Origin of the sequence: Microbacterium sp. NPDC089189 (assembly GCF_040685095.1) — a bacterium.
Taxonomy (GTDB): Bacteria; Actinomycetota; Actinomycetes; order Actinomycetales; family Microbacteriaceae; genus Microbacterium.
This window is the reverse complement of record NZ_JBFBHG010000026.1, coordinates 1-21,894: the sequence shown is the minus strand read 5'-3', so window position 1 is coordinate 21,894 and position 21,894 is coordinate 1. Positions and strand designations below refer to the sequence as shown.

The following is a 21,894-nucleotide window of genomic DNA, read 5'->3' as shown; positions in this document are numbered from 1 at the left end:
CTTTCCGCCGTCATCCCCGAACCAGGAGGTTTCGCCATGGCAGGGACAAACCAGGGCATCATCGATCCGCCGATCGACAGCCTGCTCGAAAAGGTCGACTCCAAGTACCAGCTGGTGATCTACGCATCCAAGCGCGCGCGTCAGATCAACGACTACTACTCGGACCTTCACGAGGGCAACCTCTTCGACAACGTGGGGCCGCTCGTCGACTCGACGATCGAGGACAAGCCGCTCACGATCGCACTTCACGAGATCCACGAGGACAAGCTGCGCCTGCGGCACGCCGAGTGACATCTACCCTTTTCGCTCCCCCCGGCACATCCGTGTCCGGGGGGAGCGTCATACTTGCGGGGTCGCCGTCCCGCAGCGAGTTGGAGCATCGATGACCGAGTTGCGTCTGTTCACCTCAGAATCCGTCACCGAGGGACACCCCGACAAGATCTGCGACCAGATCTCCGACAGCATCCTCGATGCGATCCTCCGCGAAGACCCCGAAGGCCGCGTCGCCGTCGAGACCCTGGTCACCACCGGGCTCGTGCACGTGGCGGGCGAGGTGTCCACGCGGGCCTACGTCGAGATCCCCGCGATCGTGCGCGATGTCGTCAACCGCATCGGGTACACCTCCAGCGAGACCGGGTTCGACGGCGACTCGTGCGGGGTGAGCGTGTCGATCGGTGCGCAGTCCTCCGACATCGCCGCCGGCGTGAACCAGGCCTTCGAACAGCGCGAGCAGCGCTCCGCCGACCCCCGCGACGAGCAGGGCGCCGGCGACCAGGGCATCATGTTCGGCTTCGCGACCACCGAGACGCCCCAGTACATGCCGATGGCCGCGTGGACCGCGCACCGCATGGCGGAGCGCCTGGCGGACACCCGACGCTCCGGAGCGCTCGAGTTCCTGCGCCCCGACGGCAAGACGCAGGTCACCCTCGGCTACGACGGCCACGTGCCGGTCACGGTCGACTCCGTCGTGCTGTCGACGCAGCACCACCCCGACATCAGCCAGGAGGAGCTGCGCCAGCTCGTGCGCAGCGAGGTCATCGACCCGGTCCTGGCCGCCACCGGACTCGACACCACGGGCGTGGAGTACTTCATCAACCCCGCCGGCCCCTTCGTGACGGGCGGCCCCAAGGGCGACGCCGGCCTCACCGGTCGCAAGATCATCATCGACACCTACGGCGGCGCGTCGCGGCACGGCGGCGGCGCCTTCAGCGGCAAGGACCCCTCGAAGGTCGACCGCTCGGCCGCCTATGCGATGCGTTGGGTGGCCAAGAACGCGGTGGCCGCGGGACTCGCCGACCGACTCGAGGTGCAGGTCGCCTACGCGATCGGCAAGGCGAAGCCCGTGGGTCTGTACGTCGAGAGCTTCGGCACCGGTCACGTGGCCGACGACGTCATCACGCGCGCCGTGCTGGACGTCTTCGACCTCCGCCCCAAGGCGATCATCGAGCAGCTCGACCTGCTGCGCCCGATCTACGCGGCCACGGCGGCGTACGGTCACTTCGGTCGTGAGCTGCCCGACTTCACGTGGGAGCGCCTCGACCGCGTCGAGGAGCTCCGCGCGGCCGCCGGTCTCTGAGATGGCGGGGGCACCGGCTCCCGCCCGACCCGTGGCGCGTGTCCTGCTGGATTCTCCGCTGCCGCAGCTCGACCGGCTCTTCGACTACTCGATCCCGCCCGAGTTCGACGCCGAGGCGCAGCCGGGCGTGCGCGTCAAGGTTCCGCTGCGGAGCATGGGGCGCGTGGTCGACGGCTATCTCGTCGAGCGCATCGAGCAGCCCGTCGACGATCGGCCGCTGTCCGAGATCGACAGCGTCGTGTCGCCGATGCCGGTGCTGACGCCGGAGCTCTACTCCCTCGCCCGTCGTGCGGCCGACCGCGCGGCCGGATCGGCCTCCGACATCCTGCGGCTCGCGATCCCGCGACGGATGGTCCGTGCCGAGAAGGCCTGGCAGCATTCGCCGCCGCCCGAGGCGCCGATGATCGACCCGGGCGACGTCCGGACGGCGGAGGAGGTGCTGGCGGCGTTCCCGCACCTGACGGAGGCGATCCTGGCGGGGGAGCGCCTCGTGGTGGATGCGGTGCCGCGCCCGGCCACGCTCGCCGACGGCGCGACCGTCGGCGCGTGGGCCGTGCTGCTGGCCGCCGCGGCGCTGCGTACACTCGCGGCCGGACGCAGCGTCGTCGTGGTGGTGCCGGACCACCGCGATCAGGATCAGCTGCTCACGGCGCTGGCCGGGCGCGTGCCCGCGACCGCGCTCGTGCGCGACGACGCCCGCCAGTCGGGCCCGGCGCGGTACGGCGCCTTCCTGCGGATGCTGGCCGACGCGCCGTGCATCGTCGTGGGCAACCGCTCGGCGGTCTACGCGCCGGTCAGCGACCTGGGGCTGCTCGTCGTGTGGGACGACGGCGACCCGCTGCTGGCCGAGCCTCACAGCCCCGGGGTGCACGCCCGGGACGCGGCGCTGCTGCGTCAGGAATCCGACGGCTGCGCCCTGCTCGTGGCCGGTCATACCCGCACGAGCGACATGGAGCGCCTGGTGCGGGTGGGCTGGTTCCGCGAGATCATCGCGGCACGCCGGATCACCCCGCGCGTCATCCTCACCGCCACCTCCGACGCGCCGGGACACGCGCGCATCCCCTCGACCGCGTTCGCCGCGGTCCGCGAAGCGCTCGCGCAGGGCCCCGTGCTCGTGCAGGTTGCGCGCCCCGGCTACGCGCCCGTCGTGGTGTGCGACTCGTGCCGCACGCCGGCCCGATGCCCGCACTGCACCGGCCCGCTGCGGGTGCGCCGTGCGGGCTCTCCGCCGGAGTGCTCGTGGTGCGGACGCGGGATCGCGCTCTGGCGCTGCACCGCGTGCGAGGGGCAGAAGCTGCGCCTCGCCTCGGCAGGAAGCGAGCGCACCGCCGACGAGCTCGGACGCGCCTTCCCCGGCACGCGCGTGATCATCGCCGACGGCGACCACCCGGTCCTCCGGGTGGAGCACCGGCCGGCGCTCGTCATCGCCACGCGCGGCGCCGAGCCGATCGCGGACGAGGGCTATCGCGCGGTGCTGCTGCTCGACGGCGATCGGATGCTGCTCGCCGAGGATCTGCGCATCGGCGAGTTCTGCCTGCGCTGGTGGTCGAACGCGGCCGCTCTCGCGGCGCCGGGTGCGCCGGTGCTGCTGGCGGGGGTCGTGGGTCCCGTCGCTCGGGCGCTCGCCACGTGGACCCAGCCCGCCTACGCCCTGCGCGAGCTGTCGGAGCGGACCCCGCTGCGGATGCCGCCGGCGATGCGGGTGGCGGCGGTGGAGGGCCCGCCCCGCGAGCTCCACGAGGTGCTCGCCCAGCTGCGACGCGACGTCCCGGAGCTCGACGACCAGTCGATCCTCGGGCCCGCTCCGCTGCCCGGCGAGGATCCGCCGCGCGCCCGCGCGCTGGTGCGGTTCGACTACGGCGCGGGGCGCGCGGTCACCGGCGCCTTGCGTGCCGCCGTGATCGCCGATGCGGTCTCGACCCGAGCCCGTCGCACCCGCGGGGCGCCCAAGAGCCGCAATACACTCAGAGTGCGGGTGGACGTGCCCGACCCCGATCTATGAGGAGCCCGATGCGTCTGGTCTTCGCCGGAACACCCGATCCCGCCGTCGAATCGCTCCGCGCGCTGCGGGCGAGCGATCACGAGATCGCCGCCGTCATCACCCGTACCGACGCCCCGCTCGGACGCAAGCGCATCCTCACCCCGTCCCCGGTCGCGCAGGCCGCCGACGAGGCGGGTCTGCCGGTGCTGAAGGCCGACCGGCTCGACGACGAGATGACGGCGCGGGTCGCCGCGCTCCGCCCCGATCTGGGCGTCATCGTCGCCTACGGCGCGCTCGTGCGCGCCCCGCTCCTGGCCGTTCCGCGCCTGGGCTGGATCAACCTGCACTTCTCGCTCCTGCCGCGGTGGCGCGGTGCGGCGCCCGTGCAGCGCGCGTTGATCGCCGGCGACGCGGAGACGGGCACGAGCGTGTTCCAGCTGACCCCGGGACTCGACGAGGGCGACGTGTTCGCACAGGAGGCCTCCCGCATCCCGCCGAGCGCGACGGCCGATCAGCTTCTCGCGCAGCTCGCCCGCTCCGGCGCCCGGCAGCTCGTCGACGTCGTCGACCGGCTCGCGGCCGGCACAGCGACCGCCGTCGCGCAGGGCGAACCGTCGACCTACGCCGCGAAGCTGGAGGCCGAGGACGGGCGGCTCGACTGGACGGCGACGGCCGAGACGATCCTCGGGCGCTTCCGCGGCACGACCCCCGAGCCTGGCGCCTTCACGACGATCGACGGGGCCCGCCTGAAGATCCACGAGCTGCGCCGCGCCGATGCCGAGGTCGCCCTCGCACCCGGTGCCCTGCGCGGGGAGGGCGCCGCGGTGCTGGTGGGGACGGGCTCCGACCCGCTCGCGATCGTCACCGTGCAGCCCGCCGGCAAGTCGGCGATGGCGGCCGGCGACTGGTGGCGGGGCCTGCGCACCAGCAGCCCGGTGGCCGGCTCATGAGCCGCCGTGCCGACCCCCGTCGCGTGGCCTATGCCACGCTCCGCGCCGTCGACGAGTCCGAGGCCTACGCCAATCTGCTCCTGCCGGTCGAGATCGATCGCGCCGGACTCGACACGCAGGACGCCGCTCTCGCGACCGAGCTGACCTACGGCACCCTGCGTCGCCAGGGCACCTACGACGCCATCATCGCGCTGGCCGCGGGGCGCGACATCCAGGCCATCGATCCCGACGTGCGCGACGCGCTGCGCCTCGGCGTGCACCAGCTGCTCTCGACGCGCATCGCCTCGCACGCGGCCGTCCACGAGACGGTGGCCCTCGTGCGCGAGGTGGCGGGCCAGAGCGCCACGGGATTCGCCAACGCGGTGCTGCGCCGGATCTCGCGCGACACGCCGGGGGAGTGGATGGGGCGCATCGAGCAGGCGGCCCGCTCCGACGACGAGCGGATCGGGCTGGTGCACTCGCACCCGGTCTGGATCCTCCGCGCCTTCCGCCGGGCACTCGCTGCCGAGGGACGTGCCGACGAGATCGACGACCTGCTGCGTGCCGATAATGCGTCCCCGCGCGTCTCGCTGGCCGTCCTGCCGGGGCTCGCCACCCGCCCGGCCGACCTCGCCCCCACGCAGTACTCGCCCGTCGGCGCGCAGCTGCCCGGCGGCGACCCGGAGCGCATCGTCACCGCCTCGGGAGGCCGCATCCGGGTGCAGGACGAAGGGTCCCAGCTCGTGGCCCTGGCGCTCCCGGCCGCGACCCCCATCCGTCCCGGCGAACGCTGGCTCGATCTGTGCGCCGGCCCGGGCGGCAAGACCGCGCTCCTCGCCGCCGAAGCGCTCCGCCACGGTGCCGCGCTCGAAGCGAACGAGATCTCGCACACCCGGGCGGGTCTGGTGCGCCGGGCCCTCGCCGGTGTGCCGGCCGAGGTTCCCGTGAGCGAGGAGGACGGCCGCGACCGCGCGCACGCGACGCCGGGCGGCTACGACCGCATCCTCGTGGACGCGCCCTGCACCGGACTCGGCGCGCTCCGGCGCCGCCCCGAGGCGCGGTGGCGGAAGTCGCCGAACGACGTGACCGAGCTCGTCGACCTGCAGCGCGACCTCGTCGCCGCGGCCCTCACGGCGCTGCGGCCCGGGGGAGTGCTGGCATACGTGACCTGCTCCCCGCACCTGGCCGAGACCACCGGCGTCGTCGCGGACGTGCTGCGCACCGCGGGCGACGACGTCGAGGAGCTGGATGCGCGGGCGGTGCTCCAGAGCGTCTCCCGGACCCCGCTGGACCTGCCGGCGCCCTCCAGCGGCAGCGGGCGGGCGCAGCTGTGGCCGCATCGTCACGGCACCGACGCCATGTTCATCTCCCTGCTGCGTCGGCGCCCGTCGACCGACGAGAAGAGGTAACCGTGTCCGACATCCGCATCAATCCGTCGATCCTCGCCGCCGACTTCGTCAACATGCAGGCCGAGCTCGCGCGGATCGCCGCCGCCGACTTCGTGCACGTCGACGTGATGGACAACCACTTCGTGCCGAACCTGACGTTCGGCCCGCAGATGGTCGAGCGCATCCAGGCCACGAGTCCGGTGCCGTTGGATGTGCACCTGATGATCGACGACCCGATGCGCTGGGCGCCCGAGTACGCCGAGATCGGCGCGGCCTCGGTCACGTTCCACCTCGAGGCCGCCGCCGACCCGGTGGCCGTCGCGCGGCGCCTCCGCCAGATCGGCGCGCGAGCGGGGGTGGCGGTCAAGCCCGGCACGCGTGCGGACGCGCTGTACGAGATCCTCGACGAGTTCGACCAGATCCTCGTGATGACGGTCGAGCCGGGGTTCGGCGGGCAGTCGTTCATGCCCGAGACGATGCCGAAGCTGCGCGAGCTCGCCGACGAGGCGCGGCGCCGCGGCTCCGCGGTCTGGTTGCAGGTGGACGGCGGCATCTCGGCGTCGACCATCGCCCAGGCGGCCGAGGCCGGGGCCGACACCTTCGTCGCCGGATCCGCGGTGTTCGGCGCGGATGATCCCGACGCGGCGATCCGGGGTCTCCGGGCCACCGCGGGCTCCGCCCACCGCCACGCGCACTGACCCGCCGCCGGGACGCTACCCTGGGACGGTGAAGACGTTCGACGATCTGTTCGCAGAGCTCAGCGAGAAGGCCACGACGCGACCGGCAGGTTCGGGCACCGTCGCCGAGCTGGATGCCGGCGTGCACACGATCGGCAAGAAGATCGTCGAGGAGGCCGCCGAGGTCTGGATGGCCGCCGAGTACGAGTCGGACGAGGCCGCCGCCGAGGAGATCTCGCAGCTGCTCTACCACCTGCAGGTGCTCATGCTCGCGAAGGGGCTGTCGCTCACCGACGTCTACCGACATCTGTGACCTGCCGCCGCATCCCTCACGTCTCCTTCCGAAAGAGCTCCACACCATGCTGAGAATCGCCGTGCCCAACAAGGGCTCGCTCTCCGAGACCGCCGCCGCGATGCTGTCCGAGGCCGGCTACCACGGCCGCACGGACCCCAAGGCCCTGCACATCATCGACCCGGTCAACGACGTCGAGTTCTTCTACCTGCGCCCCAAGGACATCGCCACCTACGTGGGATCGGGCGCGCTGGATGTCGGCATCACGGGCCGCGACCTGCTGCTCGACGCGCGGATGCCGGGCGCCCGTGAGATCGAGGCCCTCGGCTTCGGCGGCTCCACGTTCCGCTTCGCAGGCCCTCCCGGGCGCTTCTCCGAGCTCGCCGACCTCGAGGGCATGCGGGTGGCGACGGCCTACCCGGGGCTCGTCGACGCATACCTCGATGAGCACGGCGTGGCCGTCGACCTGGTGCCGCTGGACGGTGCGGTCGAATCCGCGGTCGAGCTGGGCGTCGCGGATGCGGTCGCCGACGTCGTCTCGACCGGCACGACCCTGCGCCAGGCCGGGCTCGAGATCTTCGGCCCCGTCCTGCTGGAGTCCGACGCCGTGCTGATCACCGGCGCGCAGGAGCCCACCGGCCTCGACACGCTGCTCCGGCGCCTGCGCGGCGTGCTCGCCGCGCGCCGCTACGTGCTGGTCGACTACGACCTGCCCGCCGACCTGATCGACGCGGCGATCGCGGTGGCACCGGGCATCGAGTCGCCCACCATCTCGCCGCTGCGCGACCCCTCCTGGGTCGCCGTGCGCGTCATGAGCCCGCGGACGGGTGTCAACCAGGTGATGGACGCGCTGTACGCGATCGGCGCACGCGCGATCCTCGTCACCGAGATCCACGCCGCGAGGCTCTGATGAGTCTGGTCTGCCGCGTCATCCCCTGCCTCGACGTGGCCGCGGGGCGCGTGGTGAAGGGTGTGAACTTCGAGAACCTCCGCGACATGGGCGACCCGGTCGAGCTCGCCCGGCTGTACTTCGCGCAGGGGGCGGACGAGCTGACGTTCCTCGACGTCACCGCCACGGTCGACGAGCGGGCCACGACCTACGACGTCGTCCGCCGCACGGCCGAACAGGTCTTCATCCCGCTGACGGTGGGCGGGGGAGTCCGTTCGGCGGACGACGTGGCTCGTCTCCTCGGCGTCGGCGCCGACAAGATCGGCGTCAACTCCGCGGCCATCGCGCGCCCGGCGCTGCTCGACGAGATCGCGGACCGGTTCGGCGCGCAGGTGCTGGTGCTCTCGCTCGACGTCAAGCGGTCCGACGCGACGGCTTCCGGCTTCGTCGTCACCACCCACGGCGGCCGCACGCAGACGACCCTCGACGCCCTCGAGTGGGCGCGCGAGGCGATCGAGCGGGGGGCGGGGGAGCTCCTGGTCAACTCGATCGATGCGGACGGCACCAAGGACGGCTTCGACCTCGAGCTCGTCGGCCTCATGCGCGAGCTCTCGTCCGTCCCGGTGATCGCCTCGGGCGGCGCGGGCTCGGCAGCCGACTTCGCGCCCGCCATCCGCGCGGGCGCCGACGCGGTCCTCGCCGCCTCCGTCTTCCACTCCGCGCAGCTCACGATCGGCGACGTCAAGGACGCCCTGGTCGCCGACGGCATCGAGGTGCGCGCATGAGCGCCGAAACGGTCGAGGAGCGCATCGCCCGCGTCGCCTTCACCGACGACGGCCTCGTGGCCGCCATCGTGCAGCAGTGGGACACGCGCGAGGTGCTGATGCTCGGGTGGATGGATGCGGAGGCGCTCCGGCGCACGCTCACGTCCGGCCGGGTCACGTTCTGGTCGCGCTCACGTCAGGAGTACTGGCGCAAGGGCGACACGTCCGGCCACATCCAGCTCGTCCGCGGCGCGCGCCTCGACTGCGACGGCGATGCGATCCTGCTGAGCGTCGAACAGGTGGGCGCGGCCTGCCACACCGGCGACCGCACCTGCTTCGACGCGGACGACCTCGACCCCGTCCGGGGCGACGCGTGATCCGACGCGCGCGCCTCCTCTCGGTGCTGATCGCCCTCGCCGCCGGGGCGGTGGGCACGATCTCCTCGACCCAGACGTGGATCCACGTGGTGCTCGGCGACGGCGCTTCGGCCGACGTCGCCGTGGCGGGTGCCGACGCCGTCCCGGTGCTCGCGCCGCTCTGCCTCGCCGTGCTCGCGCTGGGCGCGGCGCTCTCGATCGTGGGCCGCATCCTGCGCCTCGTGTTCGGCGCGATCACCGTCGCGATCGCGGTGCTGCTGTTCGTGCTGACCCTTCCGGTGCTCACTGGCCCCCACGTCGACGCGTACGCCCCCGCCGTCACCGACACGACGGGCATCACCGGGGACTCGGCCGTCGCGACCCTCGTCGTGTCGGCGACCGTCACCGCGTGGCCGGCCGTGTCGCTCCTCGTCGCCGTCGTGCTGGCGCTGGTCGGCGTCTTCGTGCTCGTCACCGGCTACGGCTGGGCGACCGGCGGCCGCAAGTACGACACCGCGGCGCGCCGGGCCGCGCTCCCCGCCGACGCCCCCCTCGACGCCATCGATTCCTGGGACGATCTCAGCCGCGGCACCGATCCGACGACGCCCGAACCGCCCCGCTAGACTGGAACCTGGGCCGCAACCCGCGGCGGCCGCACGCGAAGGAGACTCATGAGCAACCCCATCGGCGATCCCGGCCACGGACACTCACCGGCAGCCTGGACGGCCGTCGTCATCATGCTCGTGGCGGTCGCGCTCGGCACGCTCTTCTTCGTGCTGGATCTTCCGGTGCTCGTGTGGGCCTCCGTCGTCCTGCTCGTCATCGGCCTGATCGTCGGCTGGGCGCTCAAGCGCGCCGGCTGGGGGGCCAACGGCCCGAAGTACGTCGCGAAAGAGCACTGAGCGTGCTCGCCGACCTGACGGCCGGCGCGGTGGAGGACTCCGAACGGCGTCGCCTCGAGCGGCCGTTCGACGAGGTCGAGCGACGGGCGCTGGCGCAGACGCCGGCACTGGACGCGCTGGCCGCCCTCGCACCCGCCGACCGCGTCAAGATCATCGCCGAGGTCAAGCGCGCGAGTCCCTCGCGCGGTGATCTCGCCGCGATCCCCGATCCCGCCCTGCAGGCGGCGCGGTACGAGGAGGGCGGCGCGAGCGCCATCTCGGTGCTGACCGAGGAACGCCGCTTCAAGGGCAGCCTCGCCGACCTCGAGGCCGTGCGCGCCCGGGTGGCGGTACCCGTCCTGCGCAAGGACTTCGTCGCGACCGAGTACCAGGTGCTCGAGGCGCGCGCAGCCGGCGCGGATCTGGTGCTCCTGATCGTCGCCGCTCTCGAGCAGCCGCAGCTCACCCGGCTCCACGCCCTCGTGCAGCAGCTCGGGATGACGCCGCTCGTCGAGACCCATTCCGCGGACGAGCTGGCACGCGCGAGCGATCTCGGCGCACGTCTCATCGGAGTCAACGCCCGCAACCTGTCGACGTTCGAGCTCGACCGTGACCTGTTCGGCCGGTTGGCCGACCGTTTCCCCGCGGATGCGATCAAGATCGCGGAGTCCGCGGTGCTCGCACCCGACGACGTCCGCCACTACCGCGCGGGCGGCGCCGACGTCGTCCTCGTGGGCGAAGCGCTCGTCACGAGCGAACCCGTGGCAACCCTGCACGCTTTCCTGGAGGCCGGATCATGAACCTGCGCGATGCCAAGGGGCCGTACTTCGGCGAGTTCGGCGGCCGGTACATGCCGGAATCGCTGATCGCCGCGATCGACGAGCTGACCGCCGTCTACGAGACCGCGATCGTCGACCCGTCGTTCCAGAGCGAGCTCACGGCGCTCCTGCACTCCTACGCCGGGCGCCCCTCCGCCCTCACCGAAGTGCCGCGCTTCGCGGAGCACGCCGGCGGCGGACGCGTATTCCTCAAGCGCGAGGACCTCAACCACACCGGGTCGCACAAGATCAACAACGTGCTCGGGCAGGCCCTGCTCACCCAGCGCCTGGGCAAGACGCGTGTGATCGCCGAGACCGGCGCCGGCCAGCACGGCGTGGCCACCGCCACGGCCGCGGCACTGTTCGGCTTCGACTGCACGATCTACATGGGCGAGGTCGACACCGAGCGCCAGGCGCTCAACGTCGCCCGCATGCGGCTGCTGGGCGCCGAGGTCATCCCCGTCACCACCGGCTCGCGCACCCTCAAGGACGCCATCAACGAGGCGTACCGCGACTGGGTCGCGAGCGTCGAGACGACGAACTACATCTTCGGCACGGCCGCGGGACCCCACCCGTTCCCGGCCATGGTGCGCGACTTCCAGAAGATCATCGGCGAAGAGGCGCGCGCGCAGCTCCTCGACGAGATCGGGCGCCTGCCGGACGCCGTGTTCGCGTGCGTCGGCGGCGGCTCGAACGCGATCGGCATGTTCGACGCGTTCCTCGACGACGAGGGTGTGGCCCTGTACGGCGTGGAGGCCGCCGGCGACGGCGTCGACACGCCGCGCCACGCCGCATCCATCGGGCGCGGTCGCCCCGGCGTCCTGCACGGCGCCAAGACGTACGTGCTGCAGGACGAGGACGGCCAGACGATCGAGTCGCACTCGATCTCGGCGGGACTGGACTACCCGGGCGTCGGCCCCGAGCACGCGTGGCTCGCGGACATCGGCCGTGCCTCCTACATCCCGGCCACCGACGACGAGGCCATGCAGGCGCTGCGACTGCTCTCGCGGACGGAGGGCATCATCCCCGCCGTCGAATCCGCGCACGCGCTGGCCGGCGCCATGCGGGTCGGTCGCGAGCTCGGCGAGGACGCCGTCATCGTCATCAACCTGTCGGGTCGCGGCGACAAGGACATGGACACCGCCGCGCGCTACTTCGACCTGTACGACGCCGCGGTGGCCGCGGCCGAACCGGTCGCCGTCGCGGCTCCCGCGGACGAGGCCAAGGGCGAGGGGACAGAGCTGTGACATCACGCGTCGCCGCGGCGATCGCCGCCGCTCACGCCGAGGGACGCGGTGCGTTCGTCGGCTACCTGCCGCTGGGGTACCCCGACACGGCCACGAGCATCGAGGCCGCCGTCACGCTGGCCGAGAACGGCGCCGACGTGATCGAGCTGGGCCCGCCGTATTCCGATCCGGTCATGGACGGCGTGGTCATCCAGGAGGCGACGCAGGCGGCGCTCGCGGCAGGCTTCCGGCTGCGCGACATGTTCCCCGCGATCGCCGAGATCACGCGCCGGGTCGACGTGCCGGTCGTCGTCATGACCTACTGGAACCCGGTCATGCAGTACGGGGTCGACCGTTACGCCGACGACCTGCTGGCCGCCGGTGGCGCCGGGCTCATCACGCCCGATATCACCCCGGAGTCCGCCGCCGACTGGATCGCCGCGAGCGAGCGCACCGGCCTCGACCGGATCTTCCTCGCCGCGCCCACCTCGACCGACGAGCGCCTCGACCTGGTGGTCGAGAACTCGACCGGCTTCGTCTACACCGTCTCCACGATGGGGATCACGGGGGAGCGCGCCGAGTTGGATGCCGCCGCCCGTACGCTCGTCGCCCGGCTCCGCGATCGCGGCGTCGACCACGCGTGCGTGGGGATCGGCATCTCGACGGCCGACCAGGTGTCGGGCGTGCTCGAGTACGCAGACGGGGCGATCGTGGGCACCGCGCTGGTGCGGGCTCTCCGCGACGGCGGGCTCGACGAGCTCGCTCGTACCGCGCGTGTCTTGGCGGACGGCACCCGCCGCTGAGGCTTCCGCCCCCGCGCCGCGCCTCGGGTAGCGTCGGGGGATGGCCGATTCGACCACATCGCTCGCACAGCCGCTCTACGGAGCCGGCTGGGGGCAGGCGATCACCCGCTTCTTCCGTAAGTACGCCACCTTCTCCGGGCGCGCCAGCCGCAGCGAGTACTGGTGGTGGGTGCTGACGAACGCGCTCGTCGGCGTCGCCTTCGACGTGCTCGGTCGCTTCTTCGACGGCGACGCCGGCGTGGCCATGTGGCCCCTGCCGTATCTCACGGGCGCCCTTCCTGCGATGGCGACGCCGGCCACGACCGTCTGGTCGGCCCTCGCCGTCGCCTACGCTCTCGTGACGCTGCTGCCGTCGCTGGCGCTCCTCTGGCGCCGGCTGCACGACACCGGCCGCAGCGGCGGCTGGTTCTTCATCGTGTTCGTGCCGCTGGTGGGCCCCATCGTCCTCCTGGTGTTCACGATCGGCGGCCCGCGGCCCGAGGGATATCGGTTCGACGACCCCGTCTGATCGTCACCGGGTGCCGCGCAACCGGCCCTAGACTCATCCTCATGACGTTCGCCCCCACGAGCGCCCTCACCGGCGTGCTCGCCAGCATCCCGAGCCCTTCGATCAGCTATGTCGATCTCGGGCCGCTGCGCATCCACTTCTACGCGCTCTGCATCATCGCGGGCATCGTGGTGGCGGTCTTCCTGACCAACCACCGCCTGAACCGCCGCGGCGCCGAGCCGTGGGTCGTGATCGACATCGCCCTGTTCGCGGTGCCGATCGCCATCATCGGTGCGCGGATCTACCACGTGCTCACGCACCCCGGCTTCTACTTCGGCGCCTCCTCGAACCCCTGGGTCCTGTTCACCATCGAGAACGGCGGCTTCGTCTGGCACACCGGCACCGTCTGGGCGATCTGGGAGGGCGGCATCGCCATCTACGGCGCCCTGATCGGCGGCGCGGTCGGCGCGCTCATCGGATGCCGGTGGACCGGGATCCGCTTCTGGAGCTTCGCCGACGCACTCGCCCCGGGCCTGATCATCGCGCAGGCGATGGGACGCTTCGGCAACTACTTCAACCAGGAGCTGTTCGGTCAGCCCACCGACGCCTGGTGGGGTCTGGAGATCTCCCCGGACAACCCGGCGATCCCCGTCGGACTGCCAGAGGGCACTCTTTTCCAGCCGACGTTCCTCTACGAGGTCATCTGGAACCTGCTGGGCGCCGCCGTCCTCCTCTGGGCCGGCTCGCGCTTCACGCTGCAGTGGGGGCGCCTGTTCGGGCTCTACCTCGTCTGGTACTCGGCGGGCCGTATCGTCTGGGAATCCATCCGCATCGACCCGAGCGAGATCTACTTCGGCATCCGCACGAACGTGTGGGCGGCGATCCTCGGCGTGCTGCTGGGACTGGCGATCATGATCGCCCAGAAACGTCGCCACACCGGCCTCGAGCCCTCGCCGTACCAGCCCGGACGCGAATGGGCGTCGAAGTCGGCTGTACAATCGCAGGACACCGAGGACTTCGTCGATGTGAGCGCACCGCCCGCGACAGAATCCAGCACCGATCGCATCGCCACAAGCACCGCCGACAGGTAAGTCATCCGGGCCGACGTCGTCCCAGCATCAGCAACAATCTTGAGGACGGTTGGTATGGCTTCGAGCCCCCGTCATGGTGCCGTCGGAACATCCGGCACCGGCACGTTCCCCGCGAAGCAGGGAATGTACAACCCCGCGTTCGAGAAAGACGCGTGCGGTCTGGCGATGGTCGCCACGCTGCGCGGCGAAGCCGGGCACGACATCATCGATCTCGCGCTCACGGCGCTGCGCAACCTCGAGCACCGCGGTGCGATCGGGTCCGACGCGGGCACCGGCGACGGCGCGGGGATCCTCACGCAGATGCCCGACGCGTTCCTGCGCGCGGTCGTCGACTTCGATCTGCCGCCGGTGGGGGAGTACGCGGCCGGTCTCGCGTTCCTGCCGCGCGAGGACGACGCCCGTGCCGCCCAGAAGGCCGGCATCGAGCGTCTCGCCGCGAGCGAGAACCTCGTGGTGCTCGGCTGGCGCGAGGTGCCCACGGTCGACGAGCACCTCGGCAAGCTCGCCCTGGCGGCGCGCCCCGTCTTCGAGCAGCTGTTCGTCTCGCGGCCCGCCGTCGGCGACGCCGAGGCCCTCAGCGGCATCGCGCTCGACCGTCGGGTGTTCCGGCTGCGCAAGCGCGCCCGCAACGACCTCGACGCGTACTTCGTGTCGCTGTCGAGCCGCACGCTCGGCTACAAGGGCATGGTCACGACCCTGCAGCTCGAGCCGTTCTACCCCGACCTCCAGGACGAGCGTTTCGCGTCCGAGCTCGCTGTCGTGCACTCGCGCTACTCGACGAACACGTTCCCCTCCTGGCCGCTCGCGCAGCCGCTGCGCATGCTCGCCCACAACGGCGAGATCAACACGGTCAACGGCAACCGCAACTGGATGCGGGCGCGGCAGTCGCAGCTCGAATCGCAGCTGCTCGGCGACATCCGCCCGCTTCTGCCCATCTGTACCGAGGGCGCGAGCGACTCGGCCTCGTTCGACGAGGTGCTGGAGCTGCTGACCCTCACCGGTCGGAGCCTTCCGCACGCCGTCATGATGATGGTGCCCGAGGCGTACGAGAAGCAGCCCGACATGGACCCCAAGCTCCGGGCGTTCTACGAGTACCACTCGATGCAGATGGAGCCGTGGGACGGCCCCGCCGCGCTCATCTTCACCGACGGCACCGTGGTCGGCGCGACGCTCGACCGCAACGGACTGCGCCCGGGCCGCTGGACCGAGACGACCGACGGTCTCGTCGTCATCGGCAGCGAGACCGGTGTGCTCGATTTCGCCCCCGAGCGCATCAAGCGCCGCGGGCGTCTGCGGCCCGGCCGCATGTTCCTCGTCGACACGGCGCAGCGCCGCATCATCGAGGACGACGAGATCAAGGGTCAGCTCTCCGAGATGGAGCCCTGGCAGGAGTGGCTGGACGCCGGCCGCGTGCGGCTGGCCGAACTCCCCGAGCGCGAGCACATCGTGCACCCGATCGCGTCGATCACCCGTCGTCAGCGCACCTTCGGCTACACCGAGGAGGAGGTGCGGATCCTCCTGACCCCGATGGGTCAGACCGGCGCCGAGCCCCTGGGTGCGATGGGAAGCGACACGCCCGTCGCGGTCCTCAGCGACCGCCCCCGGCTGCTCTTCGACTACTTCACGCAGCAGTTCGCGCAGGTCACGAACCCGCCGCTCGACTCGATCCGCGAAGAGGTCGTCACGTCGCTCTCGCTGGGCCTCGGGCCCGAGCCGAACCTGCTGAGCTGGGGAGCGGACCACGCCCGCACCGTGACGCTGGACTTCCCCGTCATCGACAACGACGAGCTGGCCAAGATCCAGCACATCGACACCGCCCTCCCGGGCCGCACCTCGGTCACCATCCGGGGCCTCTACCGGGTGCAGGCGGGGGCCAAGGGCATGGAGAAGCGCCTCACGCAGATGTGCGCCGAGGTCGACCGTGCCATCGAGGACGGTGCCGAGTTCATCGTGCTCAGCGACCGCGACTCGAACACGGATCTCGCCCCCATCCCGTCGCTGCTCATGCTCGCGGCCGTCCACCACCACCTCATCCGCAACGAGACCCGCATGAAGGTCGGCCTGGTCGTGGAGGCGGGCGACGTCCGCGAGGTGCACCACGTGGCGACGCTCATCGGGTACGGCGCCTCGGCGGTCAACCCGTACCTGGCGATGGAGAGCGCGGAGTACCTCGTGCGCGCCGGCTTCATCACCGGCATCACGCCGCAGAAGGCCGTCGCGAACCTCATCAAGGCGCTCGGCAAGGGCGTCCTGAAGATCATGTCCAAGATGGGCATCTCGACCGTGTCGTCCTACGCGGGCGCGCAGGTCTTCGAGGCCGTCGGACTGTCGCAGGACTTCATCGACCGGTACTTCACGGGCACCGAGTCCAAGCTCGGCGGCGTCGGACTCGACGTCATCGCCTCGGAGAACGCCTCGCGTCACGCCTTCGCCTACCCGGAGGATGCCGCGGCGCGCGCGCACGAGCGGCTCTGGACCGGGGGCGAGTACCAGTGGCGCCGTGACGGCTCACCGCACCTGTTCAACCCGGACACCGTCTTCCGGCTGCAGCACGCCACGCGCGAGCGCCGGTACGACATCTTCCGCGAGTACACGAAGCTCGTCGACGACCAGGCCGAGGAGCTGAAGACCCTCCGCGGCATGTTCGGGCTCCGCACCGGTGTGCGGCCGCGGGTGCCGATCGACGAGGTCGAGTCGGTCGCGTCGATCGTCAAGCGGTTCTCGACCGGGGCGATGAGCTACGGGTCGATCTCGCGCGAGGCGCACGAGACGCTCGCGATCGCGATGAACAGCATCGGTGCGAAGTCGAACACGGGCGAGGGCGGTGAGGACGTCGACCGGCTCCTCGACCCCACCCGCCGCAGCGCGATCAAGCAGGTGGCGTCGGGACGCTTCGGTGTCACGAGCCTGTACCTGACCGAGGCGGACGACATCCAGATCAAGCTCGCCCAGGGCGCCAAGCCCGGTGAGGGCGGTCAGCTGCCGCCGCAGAAGGTGTACCCGTGGGTCGCCCGCACGCGCGGCGGCACGCCCGGCGTCGGTCTCATCTCGCCGCCCCCGCACCACGACATCTACTCGATCGAAGACCTCAAGCAGCTCATCTTCGACGTGAAGCGGGCCAACCCCGTGGCGCGTGTGCACGTGAAGCTCGTGAGCCAGTCGGGCATCGGTGCGGTCGCGGCCGGCACGGCCAAGGCCCTCGCCGACGTCATCCTCGTCTCGGGGTACGACGGCGGCACGGGCGCGAGCCCGATGAACTCGCTCAAGCACGCCGGAACGCCGTGGGAGCTGGGTCTCGCCGAGACGCAGCAGACGCTCATGCTCAACGGCATGCGCGACCGCGTCGTGGTGCAGGTCGACGGTCAGCTGAAGACCGGCCGTGACGTCATCATCGGCGCGCTGCTGGGCGCCGAGGAGTTCGGTTTCGCCACCGCGCCCCTCGTCGTCTCCGGCTGCATCATGATGCGCGTCTGCCACCTCGACACGTGCCCGGTGGGTGTGGCGACGCAGAACCCGGTTCTGCGCGAGCGCTTCACCGGCAAGCCCGAATTCGTCGTGAACTTCATGGAGTTCATCGCCCAGGAGGTGCGCGAGTACCTCGCCGAGCTCGGCTTCCGCTCGCTCGACGAGGCGATCGGCCACAACGAGCTCCTCGACGTCGACGGCGCGCTGGAGCACTGGAAGGCCAGCGGTTTGGACCTCTCGCCCGTGCTCGAGGGCCCGGCGTTCGCCGAGGACGAGCCCCGTCGGAACGCGCGCGAGCAGCTGCACGAGCTCGAGCACCACTTCGACGTCCCGCTCATCGAGCAGGCCCAGGACGTGATCGCCCACGGCGGCACGCTCGAGGTCACCCTGCCGATCCGCAACACCGAGCGCGCGGTCGGCACCATGCTCGGCCACCACGTCACCAAGGCGCGGGGCGTGAACGGGCTGCCCACGGACTCCATCGTGATCAACCTCACGGGATCCGCCGGTCAGTCGTTCGGCGCCTTCATGCCCGCCGGCATCACGCTGCGCCTCGAGGGCGACTCCAACGATTACGTCGGCAAGGGTCTCTCGGGCGGACAGATCGTCGTGCGCCCGTCGCGCGGCGCGACGTTCGACGCGTCGCAGAACGTGATCGCGGGCAACGTGATCGGGTACGGCGCCACCCAGGGGACGATGTTCCTCCGCGGCGTCGTGGGCGAGCGTTTCCTGGTGCGCAACTCCGGTGCGACCGCCGTCGTCGAAGGCGTGGGCGACCACGCCCTCGAGTACATGACGGGTGGCCTGGCGGTCATCCTGGGCGCCACCGGACGCAATCTCGGTGCCGGCATGTCGGGCGGAACGGCCTACATCTACCGCCTCGACGAGCGGCTCATGAACCGCGACTCGATGGCAAGCGGCGAACTCGAACTCGGCCCCCTCGGCTCGGGTGACGCGGAGATCCTCCGCGACCTGCTGGAGCGTCACGTCGTCGAGACGGAATCGACGCTCGCGGCCCGCCTTCTCGAGGATTTCGAGGAGGAAGTGAAGAACTTCGTGCGGGTGCTCCCGCGCGACTATGCGGCGGTGCTGCAGACCCGTGAAGACGCGTTGGCGGAGGGGCTCGACCCCGACGGCGACGTGGTGTGGTCGCGCATCATGGAGGTGACGGGTGGCTGACCCCAAGGGCTTTCTGAAGGTCACGGAACGCGAGCTTCCCGCTCGCCGTCCGGTACCGGTGCGGATCATGGACTGGAAAGAGGTCTACGAGCCGGGCGATGGAGCGGTGCTGCGCCGACAGGCCGGTCGCTGCATGGACTGCGGTGTGCCGTTCTGCCACAAGGGCTGCCCGCTGGGCAACCTCATCCCCGAGTGGAACGACCTCACCTGGCGCGGCGAAGGCCGCGCCGCGATCGAGCGCCTCCACGCGACCAACAACTTCCCGGAGTTCACCGGGCGGCTGTGCCCCGCGCCCTGCGAGAGCGCGTGCGTGCTGGGGATCAACCAGCCCGCCGTGACGATCAAGCAGGTCGAGGTCGGCATCATCGACGAGGCCTTCGCCAACGGATGGGTGGAGCCGGAGCCGCCGGAGCGCCTGACGGGCAAGACCGTCGCGGTCGTCGGCTCGGGTCCCGCCGGACTCGCCGCTGCGCAGCAGTTGACGCGCGCCGGGCACACCGTCGCCGTCTTCGAGCGCGACGACCGCATCGGCGGGCTCATGCGCTACGGCATCCCGGACTTCAAGATGGAGAAGAAGCACCTCGAGTCGCGCCTGCGGCAGATGCAGGACGAGGGGACGCGTTTCCGCGCCGGTGTCGAGATCGGTCGCGACATCACGTGGGACCAGCTGCGCAGCCGCTACGACGCGGTCGTGGTGGCGACCGGTTCCACGGTCCCGCGCGACCTGTCGATCCCCGGTCGCGACCTCGAGGGCGTGCACTTCGCCATGGAGTACCTCGTCGAGTCCAACCGCGCGGTCGCCGGCGACAAGGTCGCCAACCAGATCAGCGCCGCGGGCAAGCACGTGATCGTGATCGGCGGCGGCGACACCGGCGCCGACTGCATCGGCACCGCGCACCGCCAGGGCGCGCTCAGCGTCACGAACCTCGCGATCGGCACGCAGCCGCCCGCGAGCCGTTCCGACGCGCAGCCGTGGCCCATGATGCCCACCGTGTTCGAGGTGTCCTCGGCGCACGAGGAGGGCGGCGAGCGGATGTTCCTGGCCTCCACCGTCGAGTTCCTCAGCAACGAGGTGGGCGAGGTACGGGCGCTGCGCGTGGCCGAGACCGAGTACGTCGACGGCCGTCGTGTGCCCAAGACCGGCACCGAGCGCGAGATCCCCGCCGACCTGGTGCTCATCGCGATGGGCTTCACCGGCCCGGATCGCGCCGACCTCGAGTCGCAGCTGTCGGCACAGTTCACCTCCCGCGGCAACGTGCACCGCGACGAGGACTACCAGGCCACCGCGCCCGGCGTGTTCGTGGCGGGTGACGCCGGACGTGGACAGTCGCTCATCGTCTGGGCCATCGCCGAAGGACGCGCCGCCGCGGCATCGGTCGACCGTTATCTCATGGGCGACACGGCGCTCCCGTCACCGGTACGGCCCGCCGATGTCGCCATCGGACTCCAGCCCGCGTAGGCTGGGATGGCATCCCGCTCACACTAAGAACCCGGAGTTCGAACTCGGATGAGACGCGCGAAAATCGTCGCAACCCTCGGCCCGGCAACTTCCTCCTACGAGATGGTCCGCGCGATCATCGACGCAGGGGTGGACGTTGCCCGGCTCAACCTCAGTCATGGTGACTACTCGGTCCACGACGCGAATTTCGCGAACGTGCGCCGGGCCGCCGAAGACGCCGACCGTGCAGTGGCGATCCTCGTCGACCTGCAGGGTCCCAAGATCCGCCTCGGCAAGTTCGCCGACGGACCCCACCTGCTCGCTGTGGGTGACATCTTCAAGATCACGATCGACGACATCGTCGGCACGAAGGAGATCGTTTCCACGACGTTCAAGGGCCTGCCCCAGGACGTCACGGCCGGCGACTTCCTGCTGATCGATGACGGCAAGGTCCGCGTCAAGGTGATCGACAAGGACGCGACCACGGTCACGACCGAGGTCATCGTCGGCGGACCGGTGTCCAACAACAAGGGCATCAACCTGCCCGGCGTCGCGGTCAACGTGCCCGCGCTGTCCGAGAAGGACGAGGCCGATCTGCGCTGGGGCCTCCAGGCCGGCGCCGACATCATCGCCCTGTCGTTCGTGCGCAACGCCGCCGACGTCGACCGCGTGCACGAGATCATGGCCGAAGAGGGCCGCCGTGTGCCCGTGATCGCCAAGATCGAGAAGCCGCAGGCCGTCGACAACCTCGAAGAGATCATCGACGCGTTCGACGGCATCATGGTCGCCCGCGGCGACCTCGGTGTCGAGCTCCCGCTCGAGGCCGTGCCGATCGTGCAGAAGCGCGCGGTCGAGCTCTGCCGCCGGATGGCGAAGCCCGTCATCGTCGCGACGCAGATGCTCGAGTCGATGATCGACAACCCGGTGCCGACGCGCGCCGAGACCAGCGACGTCGCGAACGCGGTGCTCGACGGTGCGGACGCGGTCATGCTCTCGGGCGAGACGAGCGTCGGCAAGTACCCGGTCGGCGTCGTCGAGACGATGGCGCGCATCGTGGCATCGACCGAGGACCACGGTCTCGACCGGATCGCCCCGTTGAACACCAAGCCCCGCACGCAGGGTGGAGCCATCACGCTCGCCGCGCGCGAGGTCGCGGAGTTCGTCGGCGCGACCTGGCTCTGCATCTTCACCGAGTCCGGTGACACGGCGCGGCGGATGTCGCGCCTGCGTCCCAGCATCCCGATGATGGCGTTCACGCCCGACCCGGCGATCCGTCGCCGCATGGCGGTCACCTGGGGCATCCGCTCGACCCTCGTCGAGCCCGTGCCGCACACCGACCACATGTACATCCAGGTCGACGAGTTCTTCCTGTCGCAGGGGCTGGCCAAGGAAGGCGACAAGGTCGTGGTGATCTCCGGATCCCCTCCGGGAATCGCCGGCTCGACGAACGACATCCGCATCCACAAGATCGGCGACGCGGTCAACGGCCGCGCCCCCATCTGGTCGGCGAACTGACGTTCCGGACATGAGAAGAGGGCCCTCCCCGAACGGGGAGGGCCCGCGTGTGGTGTGTGGCGGGGGGGGGGGGGATAGGGAGAGGGGGGGGGTGGGGAAGAGTGTGGTTGACGGTGTGTTGTTATAGGTGGGGGCCGGG

General features: G+C 71.1%; 20 protein-coding genes. All 20 read left to right on the top strand.

The window, feature by feature from the left end; all coding sequences use genetic code 11:
* The first annotated feature begins 36 nt into the window (after window positions 1-36).
* Window positions 37-291 (top strand): DNA-directed RNA polymerase subunit omega, encoded by a 255-nt coding sequence (gene rpoZ, locus AB0N73_RS13785; RefSeq protein ID WP_363564418.1) that lies wholly within the window; start codon window positions 37-39, stop codon window positions 289-291.
* Window positions 292-382: 91 nt separating this feature from the next.
* The gene (gene metK / locus AB0N73_RS13780; protein ID WP_363564416.1) at window positions 383-1,576 is read left to right on the top strand and encodes a methionine adenosyltransferase; all 1,194 of its coding nucleotides are present in this window, start codon (window positions 383-385) and stop codon (window positions 1,574-1,576) included.
* Window position 1,577: 1 nt separating this feature from the next.
* Window positions 1,578-3,578 (top strand): primosomal protein N', encoded by a 2,001-nt coding sequence (locus tag AB0N73_RS13775; protein WP_363564414.1) that lies wholly within the window; start codon window positions 1,578-1,580, stop codon window positions 3,576-3,578.
* An 8-nt stretch (window positions 3,579-3,586) separates the two neighbouring features.
* Window positions 3,587-4,507 (top strand): methionyl-tRNA formyltransferase, encoded by a 921-nt coding sequence (gene fmt, locus AB0N73_RS13770; RefSeq protein ID WP_363564412.1) that lies wholly within the window; start codon window positions 3,587-3,589, stop codon window positions 4,505-4,507.
* A complete protein-coding gene (locus tag AB0N73_RS13765) occupies window positions 4,504-5,895 on the top strand; it encodes a transcription antitermination factor NusB (protein ID WP_363564410.1) in 1,392 nt (463 codons plus the stop codon). The genes fmt and AB0N73_RS13765 overlap by 4 nt, the downstream gene beginning before the upstream one ends.
* A gap of 2 nt (window positions 5,896-5,897) precedes the next feature.
* Window positions 5,898-6,572 (top strand): ribulose-phosphate 3-epimerase, encoded by a 675-nt coding sequence (rpe, locus tag AB0N73_RS13760; RefSeq protein WP_363564408.1) that lies wholly within the window; start codon window positions 5,898-5,900, stop codon window positions 6,570-6,572.
* A gap of 28 nt (window positions 6,573-6,600) precedes the next feature.
* Entirely contained in the window at window positions 6,601-6,864 is a 264-nt protein-coding gene (locus tag AB0N73_RS13755) for a phosphoribosyl-ATP diphosphatase (RefSeq protein ID WP_363564406.1), read from the top strand.
* A gap of 46 nt (window positions 6,865-6,910) precedes the next feature.
* Window positions 6,911-7,753 carry an ATP phosphoribosyltransferase gene (hisG, locus tag AB0N73_RS13750; protein ID WP_363564404.1) on the top strand — a complete coding sequence of 281 codons (843 nt, stop codon included), beginning with the start codon at window positions 6,911-6,913 and terminating at the stop codon, window positions 7,751-7,753.
* Complete coding sequence (gene hisF / locus AB0N73_RS13745) at window positions 7,753-8,517, top strand: imidazole glycerol phosphate synthase subunit HisF (protein WP_363564402.1); 765 nt, start codon at window positions 7,753-7,755, stop codon at window positions 8,515-8,517. Before hisG ends, hisF begins: the two co-directional genes overlap by 1 nt.
* Window positions 8,514-8,873 carry a phosphoribosyl-AMP cyclohydrolase gene (gene hisI / locus AB0N73_RS13740; protein WP_363564400.1) on the top strand — a complete coding sequence of 120 codons (360 nt, stop codon included), beginning with the start codon at window positions 8,514-8,516 and terminating at the stop codon, window positions 8,871-8,873. Before hisF ends, hisI begins: the two co-directional genes overlap by 4 nt.
* Window positions 8,870-9,475: a Trp biosynthesis-associated membrane protein gene (locus tag AB0N73_RS13735; RefSeq protein ID WP_363564398.1), complete on the top strand. Its 606-nt coding sequence runs from the start codon at window positions 8,870-8,872 to the stop codon at window positions 9,473-9,475. Before hisI ends, AB0N73_RS13735 begins: the two co-directional genes overlap by 4 nt.
* A 48-nt stretch (window positions 9,476-9,523) precedes the next feature.
* The gene (locus tag AB0N73_RS13730; protein WP_363564396.1) at window positions 9,524-9,754 is read left to right on the top strand and encodes a DUF6704 family protein; all 231 of its coding nucleotides are present in this window, start codon (window positions 9,524-9,526) and stop codon (window positions 9,752-9,754) included.
* 2 nt (window positions 9,755-9,756) lie between these two features.
* Entirely contained in the window at window positions 9,757-10,533 is a 777-nt protein-coding gene (gene trpC, locus AB0N73_RS13725) for an indole-3-glycerol phosphate synthase TrpC (protein WP_363564394.1), read from the top strand.
* A complete protein-coding gene (gene trpB / locus AB0N73_RS13720; RefSeq protein ID WP_363564392.1) occupies window positions 10,530-11,798 on the top strand; it encodes a tryptophan synthase subunit beta in 1,269 nt (422 codons plus the stop codon). Before trpC ends, trpB begins: the two co-directional genes overlap by 4 nt.
* Window positions 11,795-12,580: a tryptophan synthase subunit alpha gene (gene trpA / locus AB0N73_RS13715; RefSeq protein ID WP_363564390.1), complete on the top strand. Its 786-nt coding sequence runs from the start codon at window positions 11,795-11,797 to the stop codon at window positions 12,578-12,580. Before trpB ends, trpA begins: the two co-directional genes overlap by 4 nt.
* Window positions 12,581-12,620: 40 nt before the next feature.
* Window positions 12,621-13,088 (top strand): DUF805 domain-containing protein, encoded by a 468-nt coding sequence (locus AB0N73_RS13710; protein ID WP_363564388.1) that lies wholly within the window; start codon window positions 12,621-12,623, stop codon window positions 13,086-13,088.
* 41 nt (window positions 13,089-13,129) lie between these two features.
* Entirely contained in the window at window positions 13,130-14,158 is a 1,029-nt protein-coding gene (gene lgt / locus AB0N73_RS13705; RefSeq protein WP_363564386.1) for a prolipoprotein diacylglyceryl transferase, read from the top strand.
* A 123-nt stretch (window positions 14,159-14,281) separates the two neighbouring features.
* On the top strand, window positions 14,282-18,802 hold the full coding sequence (gene gltB, locus AB0N73_RS13700) for a glutamate synthase large subunit (RefSeq protein ID WP_363564462.1): 4,521 nt from the start codon (window positions 14,282-14,284) through the stop codon (window positions 18,800-18,802).
* Complete coding sequence (locus AB0N73_RS13695) at window positions 18,795-20,261, top strand: glutamate synthase subunit beta (RefSeq protein ID WP_363564384.1); 1,467 nt, start codon at window positions 18,795-18,797, stop codon at window positions 20,259-20,261. The genes gltB and AB0N73_RS13695 overlap by 8 nt, the downstream gene beginning before the upstream one ends.
* A gap of 48 nt (window positions 20,262-20,309) precedes the next feature.
* A complete protein-coding gene (gene pyk / locus AB0N73_RS13690; RefSeq protein WP_363564382.1) occupies window positions 20,310-21,755 on the top strand; it encodes a pyruvate kinase in 1,446 nt (481 codons plus the stop codon).
* The last annotated feature ends 139 nt before the right edge of the window (window positions 21,756-21,894 follow it).